28 protein-coding genes are annotated in these 22,876 nt (G+C 41.9%); 3 read left to right on the forward strand and 25 right to left on the reverse strand.

Translation table 11 applies throughout. From position 1 onward, the window contains the following. Positions 1-113: 113 nt before the first annotated feature. Positions 114-1,709 (forward strand): hypothetical protein, encoded by a 1,596-nt coding sequence (locus L4C39_RS03605; RefSeq protein WP_429744484.1) that lies wholly within the window; start codon positions 114-116, stop codon positions 1,707-1,709. A 351-nt stretch (positions 1,710-2,060) separates the two neighbouring features. On the opposite strand, the gene L4C39_RS03610 is transcribed toward L4C39_RS03605, so the two are convergent. The 22 genes from L4C39_RS03610 to L4C39_RS03715 all read right to left on the reverse strand — a co-directional run bounded on the left by L4C39_RS03610 (position 2,061) and on the right by L4C39_RS03715 (position 15,855). Continuing rightward, positions 2,061-2,300: a hypothetical protein gene (locus tag L4C39_RS03610; RefSeq protein WP_429744486.1), complete on the reverse strand. Its 240-nt coding sequence runs from the start codon at positions 2,298-2,300 to the stop codon at positions 2,061-2,063. A gap of 258 nt (positions 2,301-2,558) precedes the next feature. After that, positions 2,559-3,068 carry a hypothetical protein gene (locus L4C39_RS03615; RefSeq protein ID WP_429744488.1) on the reverse strand — a complete coding sequence of 170 codons (510 nt, stop codon included), beginning with the start codon at positions 3,066-3,068 and terminating at the stop codon, positions 2,559-2,561. A gap of 16 nt (positions 3,069-3,084) precedes the next feature. Next, positions 3,085-3,621, reverse strand: coding sequence for a lysozyme (locus L4C39_RS03620; RefSeq protein WP_429744490.1), 537 nt, complete (start codon positions 3,619-3,621; stop codon positions 3,085-3,087). Beyond that, positions 3,618-3,857, reverse strand: coding sequence for a hypothetical protein (locus tag L4C39_RS03625; RefSeq protein ID WP_429744492.1), 240 nt, complete (start codon positions 3,855-3,857; stop codon positions 3,618-3,620). Before L4C39_RS03625 ends, L4C39_RS03620 begins: the two co-directional genes overlap by 4 nt. 153 nt (positions 3,858-4,010) lie before the next feature. Beyond that, positions 4,011-6,650: a phage tail-collar fiber domain-containing protein gene (locus L4C39_RS03630; RefSeq protein WP_429744494.1), complete on the reverse strand. Its 2,640-nt coding sequence runs from the start codon at positions 6,648-6,650 to the stop codon at positions 4,011-4,013. Next, positions 6,647-7,114 carry a hypothetical protein gene (locus tag L4C39_RS03635; RefSeq protein ID WP_429744496.1) on the reverse strand — a complete coding sequence of 156 codons (468 nt, stop codon included), beginning with the start codon at positions 7,112-7,114 and terminating at the stop codon, positions 6,647-6,649. Before L4C39_RS03635 ends, L4C39_RS03630 begins: the two co-directional genes overlap by 4 nt. Next, a complete protein-coding gene (locus L4C39_RS03640) occupies positions 7,096-8,139 on the reverse strand; it encodes a baseplate J/gp47 family protein (RefSeq protein ID WP_429744498.1) in 1,044 nt (347 codons plus the stop codon). The genes L4C39_RS03635 and L4C39_RS03640 overlap by 19 nt, the downstream gene beginning before the upstream one ends. Further along, positions 8,136-8,522 carry a phage GP46 family protein gene (locus L4C39_RS03645; RefSeq protein ID WP_429744500.1) on the reverse strand — a complete coding sequence of 129 codons (387 nt, stop codon included), beginning with the start codon at positions 8,520-8,522 and terminating at the stop codon, positions 8,136-8,138. Before L4C39_RS03645 ends, L4C39_RS03640 begins: the two co-directional genes overlap by 4 nt. Continuing rightward, positions 8,519-8,716, reverse strand: coding sequence for a hypothetical protein (locus tag L4C39_RS03650; protein ID WP_429744502.1), 198 nt, complete (start codon positions 8,714-8,716; stop codon positions 8,519-8,521). Before L4C39_RS03650 ends, L4C39_RS03645 begins: the two co-directional genes overlap by 4 nt. After that, complete coding sequence (locus tag L4C39_RS03655) at positions 8,716-9,237, reverse strand: phage baseplate assembly protein domain-containing protein (RefSeq protein ID WP_429744504.1); 522 nt, start codon at positions 9,235-9,237, stop codon at positions 8,716-8,718. The genes L4C39_RS03650 and L4C39_RS03655 overlap by 1 nt, the downstream gene beginning before the upstream one ends. Further along, the gene (locus L4C39_RS03660) at positions 9,230-10,168 is read right to left on the reverse strand and encodes a phage tail protein (RefSeq protein ID WP_429744506.1); all 939 of its coding nucleotides are present in this window, start codon (positions 10,166-10,168) and stop codon (positions 9,230-9,232) included. Before L4C39_RS03660 ends, L4C39_RS03655 begins: the two co-directional genes overlap by 8 nt. After that, entirely contained in the window at positions 10,165-10,488 is a 324-nt protein-coding gene (locus tag L4C39_RS03665; protein WP_429744508.1) for a hypothetical protein, read from the reverse strand. The genes L4C39_RS03660 and L4C39_RS03665 overlap by 4 nt, the downstream gene beginning before the upstream one ends. Next, positions 10,485-11,360 (reverse strand): DNA circularization N-terminal domain-containing protein, encoded by an 876-nt coding sequence (locus L4C39_RS03670; RefSeq protein WP_429744510.1) that lies wholly within the window; start codon positions 11,358-11,360, stop codon positions 10,485-10,487. The genes L4C39_RS03665 and L4C39_RS03670 overlap by 4 nt, the downstream gene beginning before the upstream one ends. A 346-nt stretch (positions 11,361-11,706) precedes the next feature. Further along, positions 11,707-11,868, reverse strand: coding sequence for a hypothetical protein (locus L4C39_RS03675; RefSeq protein WP_429744511.1), 162 nt, complete (start codon positions 11,866-11,868; stop codon positions 11,707-11,709). An 84-nt stretch (positions 11,869-11,952) separates the two neighbouring features. Next, a complete protein-coding gene (locus tag L4C39_RS03680) occupies positions 11,953-12,204 on the reverse strand; it encodes an Ogr/Delta-like zinc finger protein (protein WP_429744513.1) in 252 nt (83 codons plus the stop codon). Next, the gene (locus tag L4C39_RS03685; RefSeq protein WP_429744515.1) at positions 12,204-14,123 is read right to left on the reverse strand and encodes a rolling circle replication-associated protein; all 1,920 of its coding nucleotides are present in this window, start codon (positions 14,121-14,123) and stop codon (positions 12,204-12,206) included. Before L4C39_RS03685 ends, L4C39_RS03680 begins: the two co-directional genes overlap by 1 nt. A gap of 6 nt (positions 14,124-14,129) precedes the next feature. Further along, positions 14,130-14,399: a hypothetical protein gene (locus tag L4C39_RS03690; RefSeq protein WP_429744517.1), complete on the reverse strand. Its 270-nt coding sequence runs from the start codon at positions 14,397-14,399 to the stop codon at positions 14,130-14,132. Then, entirely contained in the window at positions 14,396-14,623 is a 228-nt protein-coding gene (locus tag L4C39_RS03695) for a hypothetical protein (RefSeq protein ID WP_429744519.1), read from the reverse strand. The genes L4C39_RS03690 and L4C39_RS03695 overlap by 4 nt, the downstream gene beginning before the upstream one ends. Beyond that, a complete protein-coding gene (locus L4C39_RS03700; protein WP_429744521.1) occupies positions 14,611-14,853 on the reverse strand; it encodes a hypothetical protein in 243 nt (80 codons plus the stop codon). Before L4C39_RS03700 ends, L4C39_RS03695 begins: the two co-directional genes overlap by 13 nt. Positions 14,854-14,863: 10 nt before the next feature. After that, entirely contained in the window at positions 14,864-15,067 is a 204-nt protein-coding gene (locus tag L4C39_RS03705) for a hypothetical protein (protein WP_429744523.1), read from the reverse strand. A gap of 9 nt (positions 15,068-15,076) precedes the next feature. Further along, positions 15,077-15,616, reverse strand: coding sequence for a phage regulatory CII family protein (locus L4C39_RS03710; RefSeq protein ID WP_429744525.1), 540 nt, complete (start codon positions 15,614-15,616; stop codon positions 15,077-15,079). Positions 15,617-15,651: 35 nt separating this feature from the next. Next, positions 15,652-15,855, reverse strand: a complete 204-nt coding sequence (locus tag L4C39_RS03715; protein WP_429744527.1) for an excisionase — start codon at positions 15,853-15,855, stop codon at positions 15,652-15,654. 309 nt (positions 15,856-16,164) lie between these two features. Between L4C39_RS03715 and L4C39_RS03720 the strand changes: the two genes are divergently transcribed. Beyond that, positions 16,165-16,788 (forward strand): LexA family transcriptional regulator, encoded by a 624-nt coding sequence (locus L4C39_RS03720; RefSeq protein ID WP_429744529.1) that lies wholly within the window; start codon positions 16,165-16,167, stop codon positions 16,786-16,788. A 56-nt stretch (positions 16,789-16,844) separates the two neighbouring features. On the opposite strand, the gene L4C39_RS03725 is transcribed toward L4C39_RS03720, so the two are convergent. From L4C39_RS03725 to L4C39_RS03735, 3 genes are read right to left on the reverse strand one after another with little or no spacing between them, the layout of a single operon-like run. Next, positions 16,845-18,158: a hypothetical protein gene (locus L4C39_RS03725; RefSeq protein ID WP_429744531.1), complete on the reverse strand. Its 1,314-nt coding sequence runs from the start codon at positions 18,156-18,158 to the stop codon at positions 16,845-16,847. After that, positions 18,158-19,348: a hypothetical protein gene (locus L4C39_RS03730; RefSeq protein ID WP_429744533.1), complete on the reverse strand. Its 1,191-nt coding sequence runs from the start codon at positions 19,346-19,348 to the stop codon at positions 18,158-18,160. Before L4C39_RS03730 ends, L4C39_RS03725 begins: the two co-directional genes overlap by 1 nt. 9 nt (positions 19,349-19,357) lie before the next feature. Then, positions 19,358-20,932 carry a DNA cytosine methyltransferase gene (locus L4C39_RS03735; protein WP_429744535.1) on the reverse strand — a complete coding sequence of 525 codons (1,575 nt, stop codon included), beginning with the start codon at positions 20,930-20,932 and terminating at the stop codon, positions 19,358-19,360. Between the two features lie 411 nt (positions 20,933-21,343). Between L4C39_RS03735 and L4C39_RS03740 the strand changes: the two genes are divergently transcribed. After that, the gene (locus L4C39_RS03740) at positions 21,344-22,774 is read left to right on the forward strand and encodes an MvaI/BcnI family restriction endonuclease (RefSeq protein ID WP_429744536.1); all 1,431 of its coding nucleotides are present in this window, start codon (positions 21,344-21,346) and stop codon (positions 22,772-22,774) included. The last annotated feature ends 102 nt before the right edge of the window (positions 22,775-22,876 follow it).

The following is a 22,876-nucleotide window of genomic DNA, read 5'->3' on the forward strand; positions in this document are numbered from 1 at the left end:
TGCACTAGATAATAAACAATATGCCACTTAGTGTGGTGCCCAGTCTGACTGGGGAAAAATTTGGTTAATACTCAATAGTTATAAAATATTATATACCATATAGGGAATTATTTATGCACATTAGATCAATAATCATTTTTTTAGCTCTTGGCTTCGTGCTAACGGCAGAGGCTTCTGTTTTAGCTAATGTTTCAAAGAGATATGGAGCATGGATAACAAAAGATGATGGGAGTAATGTTTATTATGAAGACTTAAAGGTAGGTAGAAAACCTGGTAACCGTAATGGGTATGCTTTATCAGAAGGAACACAAATAAAAATAGTTGGCAAGGAAGTTAAAAACAAAAAATATGTCAGGTTTGAACCTTTAGATAATACCTATATAGGACATGTTGAATACTCTAGATTTGATTTTAAATTAGAAAAAGATGAACTAAAAAAAATCAACACTCCACTGTACATTTCATTAAACGACTTGGATTTAGTGTTTTCTTCATCTAGTTTCTATACAAAAGAAATGTTTAAAGAGCTCGTTGAAAATAAGTACTTATCTGCAAAAAGTCTCAACTCAACATTGGAATTTAACAAGCTTATTATCGATTTAAGAAATTTAAAAAACGACTTTTCTTCAGGGGAATGGAGCAATAAAAAGGAAATAAATAAATACTTAGATGAAAAATTATTGATTGTTGAAAATGATAAAAGCATTGCATATAAGAGAGATGCTTTAATTGCATATGAAAAAGCTCTATTAAGCGGTAAAATAGATAAACTTAATCGGTTTATTCAAGAGTTTAATAGTTCTTCTTTAGTTGAAACAGCTACTAGCAAAATTTACGAATTAGCGTATCAAATTGCAATAGAAAAAAGTAATATCGATATGTTTGAACAATTTATCGAAGAGTATCCACAGGCACCCCAAATAAGTGATGCAAAGTCAAACATTTACAAGTTGATAATAAATAGCGACCCAGAAATTCAGCTAGGAAAACTCAAATGGTTTGTATCGGAATTTCCTTCACACAAAAATGCTACTGATGCAGTTGATGACATATTTAATCTAATAAAAGAGGAAAACAACTTAGCAGCATACTCTTGGTTCATTGACAACTACGGAGGCTATAAAATCGCCAAGTTAGCAGTAGATAATCTACATGCCTTAGCTTTTGATATTGCCAGTAGTTACAACACCATTGAGGCTTATAATGATTTTATTATAGCCTTTCCAATAGCAAAGCAAGTTAAAGAGGCTACATCGATAGCATATGAACTGGAAAAGGACGAATATGTAGGGCTGTTAAATTTCCTCAATGAAGAAAAAGAAGCTCGACGTTTATTGGTACAATCAAAAATACTTGAGCAATCAGCCACTAGGCTTGATCGAGATGGGCAAGCTGGGTACATTCTTGTTGTTAACCGTATGAATGATTTGTTAAAGAGAGAGTTCAATAGCACTGATGCGGCTCTTCGTTACTTGGAAAGTAACGAATTTAAGGATTTTGTCAAGCGGTTTGACTCTGCAATGTCTCAACTAGAATCAAAGTTATCTCGTATAGCTGATAACACTTCTGACTTATCTGATATCATGAAAACTCAAAGTAGTATGATGAATAATCATTTTGAAAAAGCTGCACAAGATAGAGAGTTTGCATCAAAGTTAACTGCTGATCACCGCTTTTGGGAACGACATCTTAAAAATAAAAACCTTTAACAAAAGGCGCTTTTTATGAGGCTGTTGCAAAAAAAGGTTTTGTCGCAAACAATGGGACATGGGCTAACAAGTATTTAAGGTTTCAAGATACTTTTTCTAATCTTGTATAAACGATTTAGAGCTATAGGTCTAAATCGTTTTTGTCCAAAGACGAGTTGTGTCAGAAGATCGGCTAAGAAGGTTCTGCCCCTAAACGTTTTTAGAGCATAAGAAATTATCAATAGATTAACTTGTGTGTAAGACTGCTGCACCAGTTTTTTAGTCCTAGACACGACAAAGCCACAGGCAATGCCTATGGCTTTGTAAACAGCTACAGAATTATACCTGAGGCTCTCAACATTGAAGCATTAACTAGTGTTTTTTATTGCTTTTTTGCTTGATTCCGTCAGGGTCATTTTCATTTACTAGATCTTCGTGTGTGATTTCAGAGCCTGAGAATGTACTATTCCCACCACTTAGTTCTTCACCAGTATTGTTATCAGTATGGCTAACTGTAGATGAACCATCGTTAAACGTCTCAATGTGGGTGGACGTACCATCTCCATTATTCATGGTCGTTGTTTCTGCAATACCACCATTTACAGCACTCATAGCATTACTCCTTAGATAGTTATTTTCCCAGACTAAATATAGATGCTTTGGCGTTATGTATGTATGTATATATAAATACATATTGATACGTATCAATATTATTGTGAATTTATAAAGCTAATAAATGGGAATGTTTGTGACTTAGTTTTCTAGATCGTGAAGGGATAAAAGCATTTTAGATTGATTACTCTAAAGCAATTCTGTCCAGAGGCGACTTTGGTTGTGATCAAAGTGGTATGTGATCAAAGTGGTATGTGATCAAAGTGGTAGTTGTGATCTTATCCAAGTTTGTAAGGCTAATAGCTGTTGAGCATTTTCAGCACAAGTTTGTAGGTTGGCCACATCTTCCGCTAAGACTTCGGCATTTCGCTTATATGCAGGGGTTGAGGCGGTACCATTAACGAGGGTGGCGGGTTGCTGAATACCGATTGCTCGATTATGCGCTCGCACTGATTCGGCGCGGATGTGCAGCCACTCAGCATCATTAGCAACGCACTGCTTATCATGGTTCTTTTGAGCATACTTAATTACCTCTTTTTCAATCTCTCGATATTGAATGCGTATATCTGGCTTTTGGTTGGCAAGTTTCACCGCTAACTGAAACGCCTCATCTTGTTTCTTCTCTATTTTTTCAAACAGGGCATCTTGTGATTTTAAGGCTTTGACTTGAGTTGAGGTAACACCGTAGTCGTAAGAGTAATAGGCCACCCCACCAAAAGCAGCGACCATACCAAGAGTTTTAAATAACGTGAGATAATTGGTGATCACCGTGACCCTCCTTTGTTTACCAACCGCTCAAACAGACGCTTTGTTCTTTAGCTCGGCGCTTAGGAATACCGGCGCAATGACTCTGTTTTAATCGGCAATCTTTACCGTTCACAAATACCCATCGGCGATACTCATTACATGCGCCTTCACCATCGCCCTGGTTAAATTTTTTAAGTAGCGTGGAAGCTGCAAAGTTACCCGCGCCAAGGTTATAGACAAAGCTCACCATCATGTCGAACTCGCCTTGGCTTGGCGTTTGAGTGATATATTTACTCACAACACGCTCAGCAGCGGCGATATCTTCAACGAAATATTCCGCGACTTGCCGTTCGGTCAGTCTTACGCCAGGGGTTACACCTTGAGTATGCCCAAGACCAGCCGTCCAAACGTCAGCACTACATTGATAGGGTTTAAGACGGCAACCCTCTTCACCAGCAACATGACGAAGACCGTTTTCACTTGTCCTTAGTTCAGAGTCAATATTGAAGACGATGGCCAGAACGGAGGCGATAGAGCACACGACACCTTTTATCGCTTTGGTTTTTAGGCTCATGCGGCATCGTCCTGTTCATTCAACTTAGCAAGTTTCGCTTTGTTCAGTTGAATGGATACGGCGTAGTGCTTAATGGCCATAATGCCCGTAACAATACCAACCGCCGCCGCGACTAATTGTGCAATGTCATCTACGCCAAAGCTCAGCATAGTGGATATGATTGATGTAATGGCTTTCTTAAGCCCGGTGGCATCTAACAGTGATAATACGAGTGCTCTCACTCCAGTGTCGTTCATGAATTTTCTCTCGTCGCTTGTGATTAATGCCCCCATTGACAAGTTTAAAGCGTTGAGTTTTAAAGAGTAGCGGTTGGCTTTCTAGTGAAGAGATATAGAGGTTAAGCAAAAGAAAACCCAGCGAGCTCACTGGGTTTAAGGTGGTTTGTTGATTTAATTGATTCTTACTGGCTCAGTGTTCGCATATCTAAAATATTCATGATAAAGACCATCAAGAATTCGATTCCCATTGTATCCACACCCAAATAATCGCCCGTCATTCATCACAATTAACGTTACAGAATTTCCGCTTGTGCCGTGGGCAATGAAAACCTGCTTTATTTCGTTTCCTTCATAAAAATGCATTTTAGTCCATCGCGTCTTTTCTTCCGTATCACCACTCCCTACAGCACCTTGGGAGTTAGACGCAGCCGAATAAATATCACCATTTCCTGATAATAATGAAACGTGGCAATTCGGTGAGTTCACTTGCCCCCCATTGTTGGTGATAATATCTCTCACCGTTCTGGATTCATAAATGGGCTTGATGCTTTCTTCGGTGTTTCCTTGCGATAACTGACCATAATTATTACATCCCCATTTAACCACCTTATTTAAGGCTGAATTCCAACCGAAAAATGTTGGGTAATCCCCACCGCCACACAAAATAAAATCCGTCACGGTAAAATTAATACTGACAGGAGTCGGTGTTATTTGGTCAAAACCTTTATCAGCTAGATTAAGCCCCAACCCCCCAAAGGCGTTCTCACCCCACACGTAAACCTTACCGCCCGACGTTAGCCCTGCAACGGTTCCGCCGCTATTCCCACTGCCACCATTACCGCCACACGCCCCCGTCATTTGAGTAAACGTTAAACTCGAACCCGTACCCACAACGAGCTTCCACGATCGACACGTGGATTTATTACCGACACCTAGCTGCCCTCTGCTGTTATGGCCGCACGCATAAATTCTCCCACTCGCACATTTGGCAAAAGTACATCCATACCCCCCACCAAATGCCCAAATGTGAGTGATGGTTTCCCCACTTATGGATAAGCGTATAGGGCTAAGTTTACTGTCGGTAGAGCCATCACCCATGCGCCCTTCAGTGTTTCCCCCTTGCCCGTACCACTCGCCGCCACGTTGATAATAAAAAGGCGTCTTGTTTGCATCGAATTGATTTTGCTCAACCGCCGAGAAGTCACTGACACCTGTTTTTATTTTTGTGGGTATTGTCACCTCATTAGTATGACCGAGGCCCGCCTGACCATGTTGATTTCGCCCCCAGTGGTAAAGCCGCCCATCATTCATCAACACATAATTTTCATAATGGGTCGTGGTGAATTTTTTTACGCCCGAACTGTAATCAAGCATCACTTGAAGTGGTTTTGATACATTCCGAGATTGACCGCCTAATGGCATATTGGAGGAGGAATAAGAACCCCATGTGTACAGTTTTCCATCCTTACCCATGACGAGGATGTGATTACACCCAGATTGCTTAGGGATATAATCAACACCAAAAACATCGCCAGAGCCGACGTTTATCGTATCCATTATCTCTTCGACCGTTTTTCCGTCCAACGTGTGCGAATCATCCGAATGGCTCGCATTTGACACTTTTTCACCACGCTTCCAATACAGTGCATTTGCTTCTAACTCTGTTATTGCCTTTAGCGCTTCCGTCATCGCTGCATCCGCAGAGGTTTTCGCATCAACGGCTTTCGCCCAAATATAACGGCCCATGTTCGCGGTTAACGATTGAGTTTTAGAGGTCGATGTCACCGTATCATTAAGTTGTGATGCCCCTTTTGCCGCTGTACTCGCATTGGGTAAGCGCTCTTTGGCGAACGTTCCCGACACAATATCACTGGCCGAGTGATGGTGAACGGCGTTAGATTTCGTTCTGAGTCCGTCACTTAATGCTTTTTCCGTGGTCACTTTCGTTTGGCTGGTACCGTTGTATAAATTAGAAAGCAGTACCGCGCCATAGCGAGAAGTGGTGGCGGTCACATACGTCCACTTTGCATTCGCCGTATCTTGAGCGGTCTTAACTTTCTCATGAAGATAACGACCCATATTCGCGGTTAAGGCTTGCAGTTTAGATGTTGATGTCACGGTGTCATTTAGCATTACTGCGCCAGAACGAGAGGTGGTGGCCGTTACATACGTCCACTTTTCGTTCGCCGCATTCAGAGCCGTATTCACCTTCTCATGAAGATAGCGCCCCATGTTGGCCGTTAACGCTTCGCTGATTGAGTTAGAGGTCACCGAGTTGTTAAGCTTGACGAAGCCTGCAATTGTCGTCGTGGCAGGCCGAACTTTACGAGTGAATGCCCGCCATAACTGAGGAAGTTCAATAACACGTTTGGCCGTTGTTTCATTATCAATATCTCTGTCGGTAGCGGAAATGAACCCCATGACATCAACGGTAATATGGGTTATCTCAGAGCCTGCTAAATTCAGCTCAAAAATCTCAGTAACAATCGAATCTTTGCGCTTAATCGAGATCACATCACCATCGCGACTATCAACGGCGAACAAGGTGCCATCCTCTAGGTAATACCCAATCTCTCGTGCTTCATATTCACTATCATCATCAAACGCCACTTCAAAATGCAGTCGTCCTGGAGACAGAACCGAGCCGATAGTCACAGGCTTACGTACCAATTCATAATGTAATTCGGTTTGACTGGCCGTAGGCGTATACCCCGAGGCCCCAATAGCAACATGGGTAATTTTAAAATGTACATCGAGCTCTTGCGCTCGAATGGACGCGGCAAGGCCAGCGTCTGTAATGAGTAAACTCATGAAACCACCTTATGGCTGTGAAAATTACGAATATAACGAGCACTTGCGCCTTGAGTCTGAACATCAATGGATGTGTTATAAATCCATTGGATCTCGGTGTGAGGCAAACGCATCTTCTCAAACTCAATCCGCGCATTTTCACTACGCTCATTGGGCGAAAGGGCGACAAAAATCAAATTAGGTTGAGCGCGATCATCGTAGACCGAACCACTACTACCACTTTGAACCAGGAGGGCTTCGTAATCGCTGATTTTCCAGCCAAACAACTCTGTTTTAAAATTGGTCAGCAACGACAATTCAATGTCGTCATGGGTCATTTTAAAATCAATGGCCATGGCATTAATCGTTTGGGTTAACTCTATATTTTCAGACTCTTGCCAATACTGGCCCTTAGGTAATAGAGAGCGAATTGCAGCAGCAAAGTCATCCTCGCTATAGCTCATAATTAAGTCGGAGGTGTCCACGTGATGTCTCCTAATACATGAATTTGATTGTTTTCAATAAACACTTCACTCGTCGGAGTTTTTACCAAAAAATTACTGGTGACCGCAGAGATGGAGAGGACGATTTCTGTTGGCGTGATCGTTTCTGGTTTCTTGGTATCAGCATTAATTCGACCCATCTTGCTTTTCACCAAGCTCTGTAGAGCGATTACAACGCCATTGCGGATCACAGGGTCGTCTATTCCCTGAATTTCAATATTGAGCGTCATTTGCTGTGGCAACAACGCACGAGGGTGACAACCCGCTAACCGCTTTGCTTCAAAAGCGGCTTGAACTAAATTCACCACTTCATTCGTTAGTACGGGGTTACTTTGACGAGTGCCAATATAGATTTCCACCATCCCGCGCTCTGGTGTGTTATCAAGCGCCCAGGCAAAATCGACATCAGAATGAGCCGATACCGCCCACGCTTCATAATCATCGGCTTTACCCACCAGTTCATTTTTCTCAAAACCAACAATGACACGTGCGCGCCAATGCTCTAGTGCTTCAATATCAGCACCACCTTCAATACCAAGGCTTTGTACATTATTAGGATTAACACCATTTAACCCTTCCGTGAGTTTCAATACGTTCCCAGCAAGAAGGTCACTGCCAAAACCTGAAACCAGCGCCACAACTTCTACTGGTGTGTTGCTGTATTGCTCTTTTACGGTTTCAAATTCAAGACCATTGCTAACTAAGACTCTTCCTTTGGGGATCACTACCACACCACCAAGTTGCTCAAACTGAACAAAACCCCGCGCGAAAGTCGGCAATAATCGCGGAGCATTGTGTCGATTAGCATGCAGATATAACCAAGACTCTGAACAGGTTTCAGGGTGAAGCTCTCTAAAGAGCTGATCTTGATAACCGTATTGGCCATAACTGACGCCTGCAATCGCACTGGCAATCGCATTAATAGCAGGATTATTCTGACCTGTTTGAGCAATGAGTGTCGATTTGGCTCGGTTTATCAATGCTTGTAGGCTGCGATTTTGACTCATGGCGTTACCTTAAATTTAGAACCATTGACTAACGTGATCATTACATTGCGCCCAAGTTGATTGGGCTTCTCTTCCCATACTGAAACCTGTATAGATTTGGCATGCCCTTCGGTGATTAACCACTTAAGCGCATTCTCATAAAAACGTTTTGCCAAGCTTAGGGTTTGCGGTGTGACTTTTGCTCTTTCAAGCGTCCAATCACGTGAACCTACAATGGAAAGCAGTTCATCACTCCAGTTGCCACCGCGCTTATCTTTATCCATTCGTGCGCGATCATTTTTCGTAGATTCGCCATGGTTATGAATACTTTGCAATACCGCGTGAGTCATACCTTCTTGAGAGGCAATAGGAGCGGTCAGCGCATTTAAGTTAAAACGGCTCATGTGACTTTGTAACTCCCTGCGCTACTGCCGCCAGACACATTGACCGCCGCATTAGCCTGAATTTCATCCACGACCGCATTGGCAATGGCTTCAGCTAAATTACCCGCTTTGGCAAATGGCCCATCGGTCACCATCCCTTGTGCGTTCATTTCTTTGATTATTTTGCTTTTCAGTGCCTTTTTACTCAGAGCCATTAGTCTTTTCCTATCGTGACGGTGCTTGAGCCATCCACATGAGGCTTACCCATGAACGGGCAAATGCTTTCACACGTAATGGCTCCTGTACCTTGATTCAGCTTTATGTTCTTTCCGTTCTGAATGATATTGGCAGGCGTATTAACGGTAATGTCTTGCTTGGCCGTCACTTCAATTTTTGCCATGGATTGAACTTTAATGCCGCTTGCCGTGAAGTGAACAAGGTTGCCTTTATCATCGAGCATCGCCACTTCACCTGGCTCTAAATCAATTTGATAGCGCTCATCTTCAACGTTAACGGTAAACCCACGAGCAGTGACACCCCCTAGAAATAGGCTGTAAACTTTGGCACCAATCAAAGGGCGACTCATGAACCCGTAGTTATGCACTCGCTTAATACGATCATTGGTTCTTCCTGTGGAGGTCTTAATTTGCACCACACTGGTTGTAGCTCCCGTCACGACCCCAAGCCCGACCACATTTTTAATTCGCGCCATTAATCGCTGACCTATGTTAGACATAGCTTTGCTCCTTAAAGGGACGAAAGAGTTCAACTGAGGTACTTGCCGAGCTTTCGGACACCGATAACCCCAAAGCCTTAATCACTAACATTTCATTGAAACCTTGAGCTTTGTCGATCACACGAATAACTCGGTTTAACCCATCAATGGCAAGCACCTGGAAGACATCGGCAATCGTGCTTGAAGCGGTTAAGCTATTAGCCATAGCTAAATCACGTTCATATTTCGCTCGTGATAAACACGCCTCTGCGCTTTGTAATTGGTCGCTGATGATCACCAAGGTTCGCGCTTTGTTGATGTTGGCTGAGGTCACCACAGCATTGGCATCATCCCAAGCGCCTTGCACTTCAGTGTGAGCGAACTGCTTGTTAAAGGTTCGCGTGATATCAAGGCTTTCAATGTTATTTCCAACCTCAAGACCAATACCTTGAATGATGGCATGCGCCGTGTTTTCGATGGTCAATACACCATTGCGTTCAATCAACATGAAGCCTTGCTCACGGATGATTTGCGCGACGTTCTCTACGGGAGATTCAGCATTAATCTGAAACTCAGCGATAGACGGCATCGCACCCACCAAGCTTTTTACGTTTAAACCAAAGGGTTTCGATAACGTTCGAAGTAACTTCTCGATGTTTTGGTCATACATCGCATCCATCGTGATACGCGAATCGATCATGTTGGCACTCTTTGAGCGGCCAGTGATGGTGATGTCGTGTGAACTCGATGCGGTAGCAGAACCAACCTCATCAATTTGCCCGGTTAAAATAGGCTTATCATCGAGTCGAAATTCTACGGGCAGCGGCTGAGTAATACTCATTGGTGGAATTTTGCAGCTAAACGTATGCGCTAACTGCTCAACGGAGTAGTTCAAATCGGCTTGATAAAAGGGCACTGGCGTTCCATTCATCTGCAAGGTCAGTTTTTTCATTCAACATCCCTCGCAGCAATCGCACCACGCATAAAAAGCGGGTGCTGTAATGCGTTGATGGCCGTCAGTACCTTTTCTTTTGTGTGCTCATCATGGGCCACAACTAAGGCAGGTTTAAATCTCGGTGTGGTAACAAAGCGGTGAGGCGTGATACCTGTAACCATCTTATCGTGCTGGCTTTGGATGTTACTTTTCAACACAACTAACGCATCAAAAAGGGCTAAGCTCTCTAACGTTGAAACTTGAGTGACATCGTGAATCACCCAATCAATCTTATTAATTAAGGCGGTCAAGTCGTTGAGCATGATCGTAGTATTCATGCGTTCACCAGTTTTGTAATATCAAAACTGTCCGCTTTTTCAAGCTCTGCCAGGTCTTTACTCATCTTCACTGCTGCAGTCACCATCTGCACGTTGTAATGAGAACTTGGCGCATTGTCTTTGACCAAGGCAAGCATTAAGGCTTGGGCATTACGAGAGTTATCTACGGCTTCACTTTCTGAATCAGGCTCAGCTTGAACGCCTCCTGCTACCGCATCGACAGCTGAACGAAATAGGCCAGCAAACTCAGCAGGTTCATTACTGAGATTGCTAACGCCTGAAAAGCCTTCATTCACTGAGTGATTAATGTCTTGAAGCGTTTCATCATCGAGGTTCAGGCGATTAGTGATATCAACCAAAACGTTTAATGACTCTGTGAAGTGCTCTTGTGTTTGGTTGATTTGATGAACGTCCATATTCAATACGTCTTGAACAAACGACTTAATCGAAATCCCTTCAACAATATTGGCGTGCTCTTTCGCTCTAACGATGGTCGGGGCATTTATGGTTGGGGATGCGCCAGAGCGAACAAAACTAAGGCTTAGTGTTACGAGGCCGCGCTTGGTATTAATATTCAGTGAAAAGTCTTCAATCACGAGCGGCAGCTCACCTAGCCACGGATGTTCTAATTCACCTTCAGGGGACGCTTCCAAGTTATCGATAAAGGCATTGGCATCAGCAAGAGAACCAGTACCCACAAAGACCACTTCCAATTTAAAGCTGCGAGCTTTGCTGCCCATTACCTTGATATGAGGTAACTCAGCATAAGGAATTTCACTGACGTGCAGACGCTTACCACCATCAATGGCAGTAGACAGAATGTTGAGCTTATGCCCGTTCCATCGCCCTTGCTCGTATTGTCGTTCCCACATCGTAAAACCCTACAATTTTAAGAAGAAAAGCGGATCAATGCAGATTGGAGAATTTCGATGCGATGGTGGCGCTCTAGCCCTTGCTCGGACTCACCCCTCCCTCCGCACTAAAATTCCGCACTGCAATTTTGCGATCTTAAAGACGCAATTCATTTCGGTAGGTTTATTTGACCACAGCCCTTATGGGAACTACATCAAGGGCTGTTTTAGATGGGGAATATAGAGATCGTCTGAGATCGTTTTTGTGCGTTTTTAAGGAAAAAGTGATCTTCTTCTTTTTATGTGGGCAAAAACTAACTATTTACGTACATAGTTAGCCGTTACACACATCGATTCATGGCGCTCATTACAGCCTATACGCTTCTCTTAATACATCATCCATGCGGTTGATTTTGCGCACGGCCAGTGAAACTCGCTTAGCAGAAACACCCGTTGTGAATGATGCCTGTTCATAGGAAAAGCCAGATTCAAACACCAACGTTACCGCCTTTCGTGTTTGTTCTGGCATTTCTCTTCTGCTTATTACTTCAAACAAAGCATTAAGCCTCTTCTTTGGGATAATGTTCATTATCGGTAGTCTAGACTCCCTATTTTATGCATGTTGATCAAATTGAGAGAAAATGTCCATTTGGTCCACGTTGCCTTTGCATAGCTCTGGTTGTAATTCTGGATCTGGTTTATGGCCTGTTGGCTCAATGATTCGGCTCACGGTCGTGAGAGTGGTGAATGCTTTACCACAGTTCAAATTCAAACATTGGCAATAGGCTTCACGTGTTTCTTTACTCATAGCTCGTGATGTGGCTATTCGTGCTTTGCTTTCGCATACAGGGCAGGTAATCAACATTAATGTAATCTCCCTTCTAAATAATCAACCTTGAGGTTTTGCCAGTAACTAACCTCATCTTCGTTTGGTTCATCTCGATCATAAGGTTCACCAAGAACAGAGCGCCAATAAGCTCGCCGTTCCTGAAAATAAACAAATTGTTCTTGATAGATGTCATCCGCAATTCTTTTCAGATCACTGCAATCTATGTCTCTACACTCCATCGACCAACCACGAGCACCAGCCGCCCACAGTAAAAATTTATCCATTCGTTCTTTCGCTTCATCACCATCAAACGTAATAGAGAACCGGTTACCACTGGAGGCATGCATTTGTTTAGATTTCATGTCTTGGTTCATCTTCTTCGCTGCATGTTCCAGACGAATAATTCGAGACTGCAGTTTTTTAATATCGCTTTCAGACTTACCTTGCTTCCTAGCAATGTTTGAAGCTTTTATGGTTTGGGCTTTTTGTTTATTAATACGCGAAACTGAACGCAACAAAGGTTTCTTCCATTGCTCAAGCTTATAGCCCAGCTCACGGATCACCGCAGTAATATTGTCTGCATCAAACGAAGCAAGAGTTTCCCAATTCGGAGCACGTGAAACACGAGCAATACTGTAACGGTTCCCTTTGATAAGCCCTTGGTCTGCGTTCTCGCCTTTAGCCGCATAACCCACTGCTTTTATCAGATAAGAACTGGCCGCTTTAGGCTGTTTAATTCTTTCGATATGAGCCATTCCGTGACCCCATAACGATTCCAACCGTTTAGCCCAATCTTTAAAGTGTTCTTTTTCCACCGTCCACTTCAACAATAAATGCACATGTGGATTTGGCTCACCATCCTTATTCATTGGGCTTTCTGCTACCCACATATAATGAAAATCTGCTTTCTCTCGATCAGGGCCGAAATCAGACCTTTTGGCTTTGAATTGCCCAGGAACGTAATCACCGTCTTCGGTATACCAGCCACGATGGAACATTTTTTTACTGCCATCGAGAAAACGAGAAATCTCACGGCCAATACTGGTATCGAGTGGTTTTATGATTTTGAAAGGTCGTTTTGGTAGCTGAGTGAACGGGCCGTCATTCCCATATACGATGTCTCCGAGCTCTCGTTCAAACACAACTGGCGTATAAGGGCCATCTGCATCAATCCCTTCATCCATAGAACCAAAAATTGCATGGCGTTGTGCCGGTGTGAACGTCAATGTGATGAATGTCGTAAAACCCTCATGGCACTGGGCAACATATGCCCCACTTTCAAACATATTAGAAACACTCTTCGGCGTTAGCTTTTCGGTATAACGAGTCCCGACATTCGCTGCAGGAGCATTCCCTGCTGGAGTTTGCGTCACAACTTGAGCTCTGAATTGACCGGACCAATCACGCTTTTGAAGTTGCAGCGATACTGGAGATAGATTTCGTTCGAATGGCGGCACTTTCTCGTGTTTTAAAGGTAAAACTCGCGCTATGTTTCGCTCTGTATTGTCATAGAACGCATCATAAGTGTCGTGCCCCATACGGCTATCAAGTTCAGTTAACTTGCCTATCGGAGCCTCGATAGTGCGCAGGCGCTTATGAATTCGAGCCAACTTTGAGCGCTTTTTATCGTGTCGGACTTTTGCGCCCTTGGACAAGCCTACTGTCTCCGGCCTATCGGCCGCCGCTTCGCGGGTGAGTTTTGAGCGTGTATTTAGCTTTTCAAAATGAGCAGTGGCTAAATATAATTCCTGATGATGCTTTTCTTTACGGCCAAGAACTCGATCATAAATAGGTAGGCTTTTAACCACACCATTATCGAGCAATTGTTGTTCAAGTTGTGTGTATGCAGGAGTTTTAGAACCTAAAAAACCAGCTTCATAGCTGGCATTGGCAAGTTTAACTTCATCAATTGGCCGGACGGATCCGGCCACGTGGTAGAGAGTTTCAGTTTTCATCTATCTTCACACCCAAGGCTCTTCATTACTGACTGCACCCCACGGTTCAAAACAACCATTTTCATGGCATACATAATTCATTGGTTGAGCACTGCTTTTAGCTCGCCTTTTGATGCCATGTTTTTCGCGCAACTTTGATACTAGAAAACATGCTCGTTCTCGCTTTTTCGGGTCAGGATCTTTCATGCCTTCCATGTCGGGGCATGGTGCATGAATCGGTGATGTAATCGGTAAGTCAGCGATTGATTTTGCTGCTTGAAAATTCACTTCACTCATAGTTCACTTAACTCCTGTGTATCCATAACCATGTGCCCACCAGTGTTATTACCCTTGATTAGCACGCCGTTCATTATGTGTTTGCAGTTAAATGTTTCGCACGCTGAATCAATGGCATTTTCTGGTGATTCGAATTCGCCTAACTGCACATTCATTGCTTCACAAGTTTCAGCATCACGAACGACACCACCGCCACTGTTTAATGCTACCGCTACGTATTGCATGGCTTTACCTCCATTCCTAACTTCTCTTTAGCAAGGTGAATAAATGCACGAACTTGAGTTTGGTTTTGTGCGAAATCATCTAATTGGAATAAAGGAAAGTGCATAGAGACACCCCAACCTTCTTCACCTGCAAAATAAGCTTCAGCAGCTTTAACACCATCTACAAAACCACCTTCGTAGATAAGAATCGTATCTACTCCCACAGACATTTTCTTAAGTAGCTTTCTCATGAGTCAGCCCCTATTCCTCTTCACACACTTTCATGTTGTCAATCACCTCACCTGCTTGCTTGTGAATGTCACGCCACATACGTACCAAAGCACTTTGCAGATGCTCTTGTCCTTTCACCTTGTTTTTCTGATATTTAGTAATATTCAACGCTGCAACGTTTTCGATATTGATAGCTTCATCTAGATTGTTAATTTGGACAGAGATAGTAGACATAGAGATTCCTTAAGAAAGACCCGGTATCGGTGCGCCATTGGCAATGAAATCGACGCTCATTGTTAAAAATGGCGTTACTCCGGTGGTTCGGTTTTCGAGGTCATTGATAAGCAGCACCAAATTTCCGATAGAAGTTTGTGCTTTTTGAATGATGGTTTGCTTGCTACTGCGGTTCATGGTTATTCGGCCTGCATGGTCTAAGGCTTCTTGTGCCAGATCACCGGCATGAACAGAGTTTTCTAGAGCACGACGAGCAAAAGTTTCTTCACTTGCATCTGTTGGGATTTGTGCGGTTACCACGCCAAGCCCACGCAAAAGGCTATTCACAATGGTGTAATTGCCCGTTACTTTGGCGATTTGAACCATGTCTACACATGTCAGAACGTGTGGTTGTTCTGGGTTTAACTTATTGCGTAGCATGGTTGGTGACATGCCTATTGCGTTTGCAACGGCTGTCATGTTTTCGTTTTGACCAAATGCACAGCAGGCTTCTTCAAACGCCTTTTGTTTGGACTCACGGAAAACGCACATTGAGGAATAAGCGTCCATATCAGATACTCAATTGGTAGCAAGTGAAACGTTAACTAAAACTGAGCTTCTAAAGCTTGTTTAGTTAACAGCGCAAGGTTAATAAGGTTGAGCTCGCGGGAGCCGTCTTTAGGCATACGAGGGATCTTTCCATCCTTTAGCTTTTTTTCGACTGTTCCGACTTTCATACCTGAAATCTCGGCGTACTTTTCGACCGTTACATATGGCGCTGCAATAGCAATAACGAGTGGTTGGCTCATGCTAATTTCCTCAATTGTTGTCGTTTGTGTTCATGGGTAATCAGACTTGGCTGGAACCTATCGGCTGATTACCCATTCCTTTCTCATGCATTTGTTCATAAATGCACTCAAAAAACATCGTTGAGTTTGTTTTGAAGTCAAAGTTGTGCAATTCTTACGTAAATGACTAAATAAACGCGTATAACACCAAATAACACCAAATTACGCACTCAATGAATACCTTTTGCGTTGTTGAGTTTATTCTTGATCCATTTTGAGATTAAGTAAAGCGCTATTTGTCTTTATTTGTGATGTTCTTCAAGGTGCATAATGAGTACTGATATAGAAAAACAGATAGATGACCTGAAAGTGCTCACTGGCACATCCAAGGTAATCGAGCTTGCTACCGCCCTTGGCGTAGCTAGAAATACCATCCAAAACTGGCGCGCTAGAGGAAAAATCCCTGAACGAATATTTCTGAAGGCACAGCAAATTGCTGATGGTTCAGTGAACCCAGCCTTCGATGCAGGAAAATCTAAATACATTGAGTTAGATTTTTACGAAGTAGAAGTGAGTGCCGGAGGTGGTGCTCTTGTTCAGCGTGAAGAACAATCTGATGGCATTGCGTTTAGCCGTTCTTTTATTGATAAAGAAATTGGGGTGAATGCGAGCAATATATTCCTAATGCCCGTTCGTGGCGACAGCATGATCCCTACGCTAAAGAACCAAGCCCTTATCATGGTAAATCGTATTGAAGATTTTGCCGGAGATGGCATTTATGTGTTCCGCTTCGACGGCCAGCTAATGGTGAAGCGCCTGCAATTTACCAAATCAGGCTTAAGCGTAGTCAGCGACAACACAACCTACGAACCGTGGGAACTAACAAGAAATGAAATGGCGGCCGTTGATTTTGAGATCATCGGCGAAGTCGTTTGGTCAGGGCAAAGGGTTTAAGGGCTCATTAAGGAATACGTAATAAAAAAGGGAACCAATCGGCTCCCTTTGTAAAATCACATCGCATCTATTAACTTGGATTTGTCCATTAATGCGTTCAATTCGGAATCAATAAATAATTGTTTTATAACTTCATCCAATATTTTTTCACCAAACAAAATTACAAATTCTTCATCTCCAACAGAAAATATATATTCGCCAATTTTATTGTGGGCAATTGAACATCTAATCCTATAAATCCAATAAGAACAAATATTCAATATCGATTCTTTAAATTTTTGTTCTTCTTTATCTATACCATTATTAAAGCGAACGTCTTTATCTGACATATTAGCAAAAGTTAATCTATTTGAGTCTATGGCATAGATTAACTTATTCCAATTATCATCGAGCTTTACCGGGTTACTGTCTTTGCCATGTTTTTGAAAAATGTCGACAGCTAATGTTTCATAGCTTTTAATGGTAGGAATAATATCAAGCAAACCTGATATATCTGAAACATAATCTGTCAACAGAGATTTAAGATTTTTTATCTCTTCCCGACTATATAAAGTCATAACATCCCGAAAGTCCTTAATTTCAGTTAAAGACCTTAACTTTGCTACACAAACATAATCATAGAGTAACTCTAATAAATGATACTTGGACAAAAAGCGCTCGAATCCATCTGATGAAGAAATAATTTTACTAAGCTTCATTTTATGTTCAGAAGTAGGCATCTTTATCCCCTTCACTGCCACAATCTCAGTTACTGAGTCTTGATGCTTTTCATTCGGCTCTACGTGACTAAAGCCCCCCCAAATTGGCGCTCCTTCCCTATAACTGTCCTGATAGTCTTCATATTTATCAACGCGCACAAATAAATATGAATTCTCTATTTTAAATACCGAATGGGGAGAAATTTGGAATGCCTCTTCCGATTCACTCCGCAGCCAATCCAAATAAACAGCGATCGCTTTATAAGCTGTGAGTTCTGCAAACTTTATTTCTGCGCCATCAGCAATACAAAGAACACCTAACTCACCAGATCCCTCATTTTCTCGAACAAGCGTATCCCCATCATAGGTTTTTGAGCTTTGAGCTCCTGTGACACTCAATACTACGTACTCTAATACATTATCAGCATCTGCGTCAGCATCTGCGTCAGCATCTGCGTCAGCATCTGCGTCAGCATCTGCGTCAGCATCTGCGTCAGCATCTGCATCTGCATCTGCATCTGCATCTGCATCTGCATCTGCATCTGCGTTAGCATCTGTATAAATAACCTTTACAATTACACGATTGTTATCATCTGAACATTGCAAAGCTAATGATAACTGCGTCAAGTTACAGTCGACGCCTTTTTCAGAATTTAGCTGGTCAAATCTCATTAGTCTGAAGCCTGCTCCCAACACATTGCAAAATTAGTATCACCTTCGTCACGGAAATATTCTTTAAAACCATTAAGCAGAAGTTTTCTAGTTGCGTGACCTACATTTGACTTACGTGGATTGATACCCGATTTAAGAGCTTCATAGGTCACAATTTCTATTGGATCAGGCGATGTATTATTCTCTAATTTCAGTAAAGCTTGTTTAACTCGATCTTCCTTCCCTGTACTTTTGAATTGAGCAATAGCACAGAATAGTGACAGCATTACATTTTCATTGCCTAACCATAAATGTGCATTTTTATAAGCCGACAACTTCAAAAATTCGCTTTGTTCTTCTACTGTTCTTTCTTTTTCATTTATTGCTTTTAAAGCAGCTAGTCGTTCAGGGTCATTCAATTCAGAATATTTATCCCAAAGCTTCTCATCAATTTTTTTTACAATTTTAAAGTAATCGATAAAGTCATTGAATTGTTCTGTGTGCTCATTCTCACTAGAGTCCATCACACTATTTTTCATTAGCTCGTCAGACACAATATTATTCTTGTCGACTTCTGTACCTTTAGTAAGAAATGCTTGATATGCCGAAGCTAAAATACTTAATGAATATTTATTACTTAATGTTCTTCTCTGACCATCTCGCTCTATGAAAATGTCAATATCCGAAATTTTTTCTGAAATTGTTTCTTTAAGTGACATAAATAATAGCTCTATCTGATGACGCATTGACATAGCCTTCTGGCCTGCATTAAGTACTATCATTCTGTAGATAAGCTTACTCATACTTTCTTCAAGCCAGAATTCTAACAGCACCTCTTGCCCTTCTAGAAATTTATGACCGTCTTTGTATAGGTCATTGATAATATAGGTTCTTTGTAAGCCATCTAAAATGTCCACTTCACCAGTAGCATTTAACTTCTCGACAACTTGCTCTTTATTGTCGAGCACTTCAATAATATTGCTCACTTTGTGATGCTTTACCGACAATGTGATCGCAGGCAATAACGCTCCTTGCTTAAGGTCATCTTTTAAACGTTGGTAAGCTTTATGAGCTTCTTTTTTTCTCTGAATTGAAAAATTTTCAAAGTCAGTTCCGACGATATTCAGATATTCTAAGATAGAGCATTTACAATAAACAACATTGGCTCCGGTTCTAAGATCTTTAGTTTTTCCTAAATATTCGAATGGCATTATTATTCCTTAAAGAATTTTATTAATAGTGTAACCTAGCTTTACACCGAGTAATGGCGGTACCGCGTTACCCACTTGCGTATACTGCGGCACTTCAAACTTTCTCATCTGCCCACCAGTTGTTACTTTAGATCGGAACACAAAGTTATCTGGAAATGATTGAATTCGTGCCATTTCACGCACAGTTAAAACTCGAAGTTCATGCTCATCATAGTGGCATGCATCATCGGGTATTGATAGTGCAGCTGGCGCTTGCGCATTAGCGACTAATGCTTTTTGTGTTTGCTTCTTCGTGGGGTGTGCACGTAAATATTCAATGAATAACTGCTTAGTTAGGAACGGTAATAATTCACCATCAACCTGAAGGTATTCATATTCACGGCATACCGACCACACTTCATCAGCCAGCTCAACAGCATCACCTTTTAAAACCGTAAACACAGCTTTAGTTATGGAACGATCATCAATAGCTTGTAACACTTGATACAATCTAAAACGGCGCTGAACCACCTCTCCATTATTGCGGAAATCATGATTAGCCAATGCATCTCTTTGGGGCAAAACTGTAAAAGAATCATTCAACGTAGTGATAAAGTTTGATGGCTCTGATGGGTAATTTTGTTTTAAATCATCGAGAGCATCACGCACAGTTACTGCGTCACCATTTACCAAATCTGATAGAAATGAGTTTTCAAAGAATCTACGCTGTGCAGGCTTAGTCGCATCAAAATAATCCAAATGTCCAAACGGTAGTTCTTCACCAACTTTTTGAACCAACTTATAAAAAGCTAATGATGGAGCAAACAGCTCAGTATTGGTATCACCATTTTCAAAACCTTCCGCTATCAAATTATAATGATCCAATCTAACTGCGATCATAATAAAGCGTGGGCGATTTTGTGCTATACCCGCTAGCTTCGCATTGATATGTAAGCACAATGGCACATAGCCGATAGAAGCAAAAACTTTTGCAACTTCGTACCATGCATGAAAGCTATTACCTTCTTCATCTTTGAATGCACGTAAAATTCCAGTTACGTTCTCTAACATTGCGATTTTAGGTTGCGTATGCTGGACAAACTTTGCGAACTCCCACGGAAGTGTATTTTTTTCACAATCACGCTGGCGTAAACCTGCCATGCTAAAACTCTGACAAGGTGGTCCACCAGAAACTAGATCAAGGCCTCGTTCCGACCCAAAAGAAGTCCTCAATTGTTCAACAAAATCTTCATTCGCATCCAGTAAGCGGTTCAACTCTACAATGCTACCAACAATCAGTTTACCTTGAAGATCAGAAGTATCATTTGGAATACCACTATAACCCGGCTCGTCAAACGCAGGGAAAGTAAATGGGTTTTCACGTAACTTTGGCTTTAACTCAGCAAAGTTGCTATTCAACCATAATGTATTTTCTGGCTGCTGCCCGATTCGAGCGAGCTTCTCTAAATTTTCATTAAAAAAGTTATACGCAAATGATTCAGCAGCCATTGGCGAAAGTTCATTCGCCATTGTTAGCTCAAAGCCACATTGTTCAAGCCCGAGTGAAAGCCCGCCACAACCTGAAAATAGTTCAATATGATTCACAAGAAATCCAATAGGTGTAATTTTGTTGGTAATTCTATTCAATCACCCAACAAAAGTCCAGGAATAATTGATGTAATCGACGTTCTTCATATGTGCATTGACATACATGATGTGACTATGTACAGTTATTTACGGCTAAATGAGAGCAGCCGACCATAAACACGTAAAGACCCCTTCTGGTCCTCTCTGTAGATAAATCAACAAATCTGTTGGTGTTTATTTGCAGTTGCAGGCAACTACTTCCATAACACTACTCAGTCGTTATTTATCTACCTAGACATTCGTGTAGGTGGCTTTTCTGTGTCCCATTTTCACTTGTGTCGATCTAGGTTGGTATGGGGAGCCTCTAAATCAAGCGCCAACGCGCACCCAATATTTCTTTAAGCACACGGAAAGTATTGGGAACAAATTATGACGATGCCTAGTATCGATCGCATTAAGCAACGCGCGAAAAAACTCAAAAAAGAACGAAATATCACACACTCAGAAGCTCTTACTGAACTCAGTATTAGTTTGGGGTTTAAAGATTGGCCAACTCTCCAAGATGAATTAAAAAAAAACGAACACGCTAAAATTCCAACTCCTTCTCCGACAACTACATTCGTTGAGTATGAAGATGTTGAGATGGATGATGATGATTTCGAACTTCTTGACCAGGAACGAGTAAATGATCTCCCTACTGACTTAAAAAAACGGGTTGCAGAAAACCGAAAGCAGCTAACCAGTATGGGGGCTGAGTTTTCGATATTTGAACCCACTATAACAGGTTTAAAAAAATCCATTCTAGATGCAACTCAAGCAGTCAGAACTCACTTCGAACTAGAAAACTTTCACTTTTACTGGGAACAAGGACAAGGCCCAGAATATAAAGTGAAGAAAGAAGCTTACTTGCTTACCGATGAATACCTGAAAAAATCTAGTGCTAGCCTATACCGCCCAAAAACAAAGAGCGGCGACCCGAGAATGTGGTTTAGAGGGCTTCCCAGTTTTGCAGAGCCTGGTGACCAAGTTGCAATCGTAATTCAAAATGATCAGCCCTACCTCATAAATCTTAGTTCAGAGTTAATTGCAGACTCCCTAGTTAAAGACAGTTCATATATAAAAGACTTCTTCATCGCGTTCAATGCTCAACATAATACTGTAGCTGATGAGTTACTTTCAAAACTCAAAGTGCTTGCTAAAAAGCCCTTTCCAGCCATGCGTAATGGTGACACAGCACTCGGGTACACCTTAGAAATAATGTTAGGTCTAGAAGAGAATTCGAGTAAAGAACCCGACTATAAAGGCATTGAGATAAAGTCAGGTAGAGGTGCTAATAAAAACCGAAGCAACCTCTTTGCTCAAGTGGCGGATTGGGGAATTAGCCCATGTAAGAAAAGTGCCGAAATTCTAAACAAATATGGCTACGAGCGCGGCGAGGACTTTAGGTTATATTGCACTCTATCTACCTTACGTGAAAATACGCAGGGGTTGAGTTTCATTTACGATCAATCCAAGGATGAGCTCCAAGAGTGGCACAATAAAAATGAGCTTGTTGCTATTTGGCCTGGTGACTTATTACGTAAAAGGCTTAGAGAGAAGCATGCTGAAACGTTTTGGGTTAAAGCAAGCAGCGAAGTCATTGATGGTATTGAACATTTCCAACTTCTAAATGTCACTCACACGAAGTCTCCGATTGCCAGTCAATTGATGCCTCTACTTCAATCAGGAGTCATTACGATGGATCATCTTATCAAGAAGAATTCGAAAGGTCGCATTAGCGAAAAAGGTCCCTTATTCAAAATAGATAAACGCAACTTAGACCTACTATTCCCCGAGCCTAAAATGTATTCACTTGTGTAAGTGATACACGCATATAAAAACGTGTATTAGTATTGGTGAATTACAACCAAGAAAATTACCAATTTAACAAGCAAGGAGACATTGAGTCTCCTTGTTTTATCA

Source organism: Vibrio clamense (genome assembly GCF_050337905.1).
Taxonomy (GTDB): domain Bacteria; phylum Pseudomonadota; class Gammaproteobacteria; order Enterobacterales; family Vibrionaceae; genus Vibrio; species Vibrio cortegadensis.

Excerpts from the sequence above, each read along its gene's own strand:
- L4C39_RS03650 (WP_429744502.1), bottom strand. The coding sequence starts at position 8,716 with ATGGCTCTGAGTAAAAAGGCACTGAAAAGCAAAATAATCAAAGAAATG.
- L4C39_RS03605 (WP_429744484.1), top strand. The coding sequence starts at position 114 with ATGCACATTAGATCAATAATCATTTTTTTAGCTCTTGGCTTCGTGCTA.
- L4C39_RS03685 (WP_429744515.1), bottom strand. The coding sequence starts at position 14,123 with ATGAAAACTGAAACTCTCTACCACGTGGCCGGATCCGTCCGGCCAATT.
- L4C39_RS03740 (WP_429744536.1), top strand. The coding sequence starts at position 21,344 with ATGACGATGCCTAGTATCGATCGCATTAAGCAACGCGCGAAAAAACTC.
- L4C39_RS03720 (WP_429744529.1), top strand. The coding sequence starts at position 16,165 with ATGAGTACTGATATAGAAAAACAGATAGATGACCTGAAAGTGCTCACT.
- L4C39_RS03645 (WP_429744500.1), bottom strand. The coding sequence starts at position 8,522 with ATGAGCCGTTTTAACTTAAATGCGCTGACCGCTCCTATTGCCTCTCAA.
- L4C39_RS03610 (WP_429744486.1), bottom strand. The coding sequence starts at position 2,300 with ATGAGTGCTGTAAATGGTGGTATTGCAGAAACAACGACCATGAATAAT.
- L4C39_RS03690 (WP_429744517.1), bottom strand. The coding sequence starts at position 14,399 with ATGAGTGAAGTGAATTTTCAAGCAGCAAAATCAATCGCTGACTTACCG.
- L4C39_RS03680 (WP_429744513.1), bottom strand. The coding sequence starts at position 12,204 with ATGTTGATTACCTGCCCTGTATGCGAAAGCAAAGCACGAATAGCCACA.
- L4C39_RS03665 (WP_429744508.1), bottom strand. The coding sequence starts at position 10,488 with ATGAATACTACGATCATGCTCAACGACTTGACCGCCTTAATTAATAAG.
- L4C39_RS03710 (WP_429744525.1), bottom strand. The coding sequence starts at position 15,616 with ATGGACGCTTATTCCTCAATGTGCGTTTTCCGTGAGTCCAAACAAAAG.
- L4C39_RS03640 (WP_429744498.1), bottom strand. The coding sequence starts at position 8,139 with ATGAGTCAAAATCGCAGCCTACAAGCATTGATAAACCGAGCCAAATCG.
- L4C39_RS03730 (WP_429744533.1), bottom strand. The coding sequence starts at position 19,348 with ATGCCATTCGAATATTTAGGAAAAACTAAAGATCTTAGAACCGGAGCC.
- L4C39_RS03705 (WP_429744523.1), bottom strand. The coding sequence starts at position 15,067 with ATGTCTACTATCTCTGTCCAAATTAACAATCTAGATGAAGCTATCAAT.
- L4C39_RS03695 (WP_429744519.1), bottom strand. The coding sequence starts at position 14,623 with ATGCAATACGTAGCGGTAGCATTAAACAGTGGCGGTGGTGTCGTTCGT.
- L4C39_RS03655 (WP_429744504.1), bottom strand. The coding sequence starts at position 9,237 with ATGTCTAACATAGGTCAGCGATTAATGGCGCGAATTAAAAATGTGGTC.
- L4C39_RS03700 (WP_429744521.1), bottom strand. The coding sequence starts at position 14,853 with ATGAGAAAGCTACTTAAGAAAATGTCTGTGGGAGTAGATACGATTCTT.
- L4C39_RS03625 (WP_429744492.1), bottom strand. The coding sequence starts at position 3,857 with ATGAACGACACTGGAGTGAGAGCACTCGTATTATCACTGTTAGATGCC.
- L4C39_RS03725 (WP_429744531.1), bottom strand. The coding sequence starts at position 18,158 with ATGAGATTTGACCAGCTAAATTCTGAAAAAGGCGTCGACTGTAACTTG.
- L4C39_RS03670 (WP_429744510.1), bottom strand. The coding sequence starts at position 11,360 with ATGTGGGAACGACAATACGAGCAAGGGCGATGGAACGGGCATAAGCTC.
- L4C39_RS03660 (WP_429744506.1), bottom strand. The coding sequence starts at position 10,168 with ATGAAAAAACTGACCTTGCAGATGAATGGAACGCCAGTGCCCTTTTAT.
- L4C39_RS03715 (WP_429744527.1), bottom strand. The coding sequence starts at position 15,855 with ATGAGCCAACCACTCGTTATTGCTATTGCAGCGCCATATGTAACGGTC.
- L4C39_RS03630 (WP_429744494.1), bottom strand. The coding sequence starts at position 6,650 with ATGAGTTTACTCATTACAGACGCTGGCCTTGCCGCGTCCATTCGAGCG.
- L4C39_RS03620 (WP_429744490.1), bottom strand. The coding sequence starts at position 3,621 with ATGAGCCTAAAAACCAAAGCGATAAAAGGTGTCGTGTGCTCTATCGCC.
- L4C39_RS03675 (WP_429744511.1), bottom strand. The coding sequence starts at position 11,868 with ATGCCAGAACAAACACGAAAGGCGGTAACGTTGGTGTTTGAATCTGGC.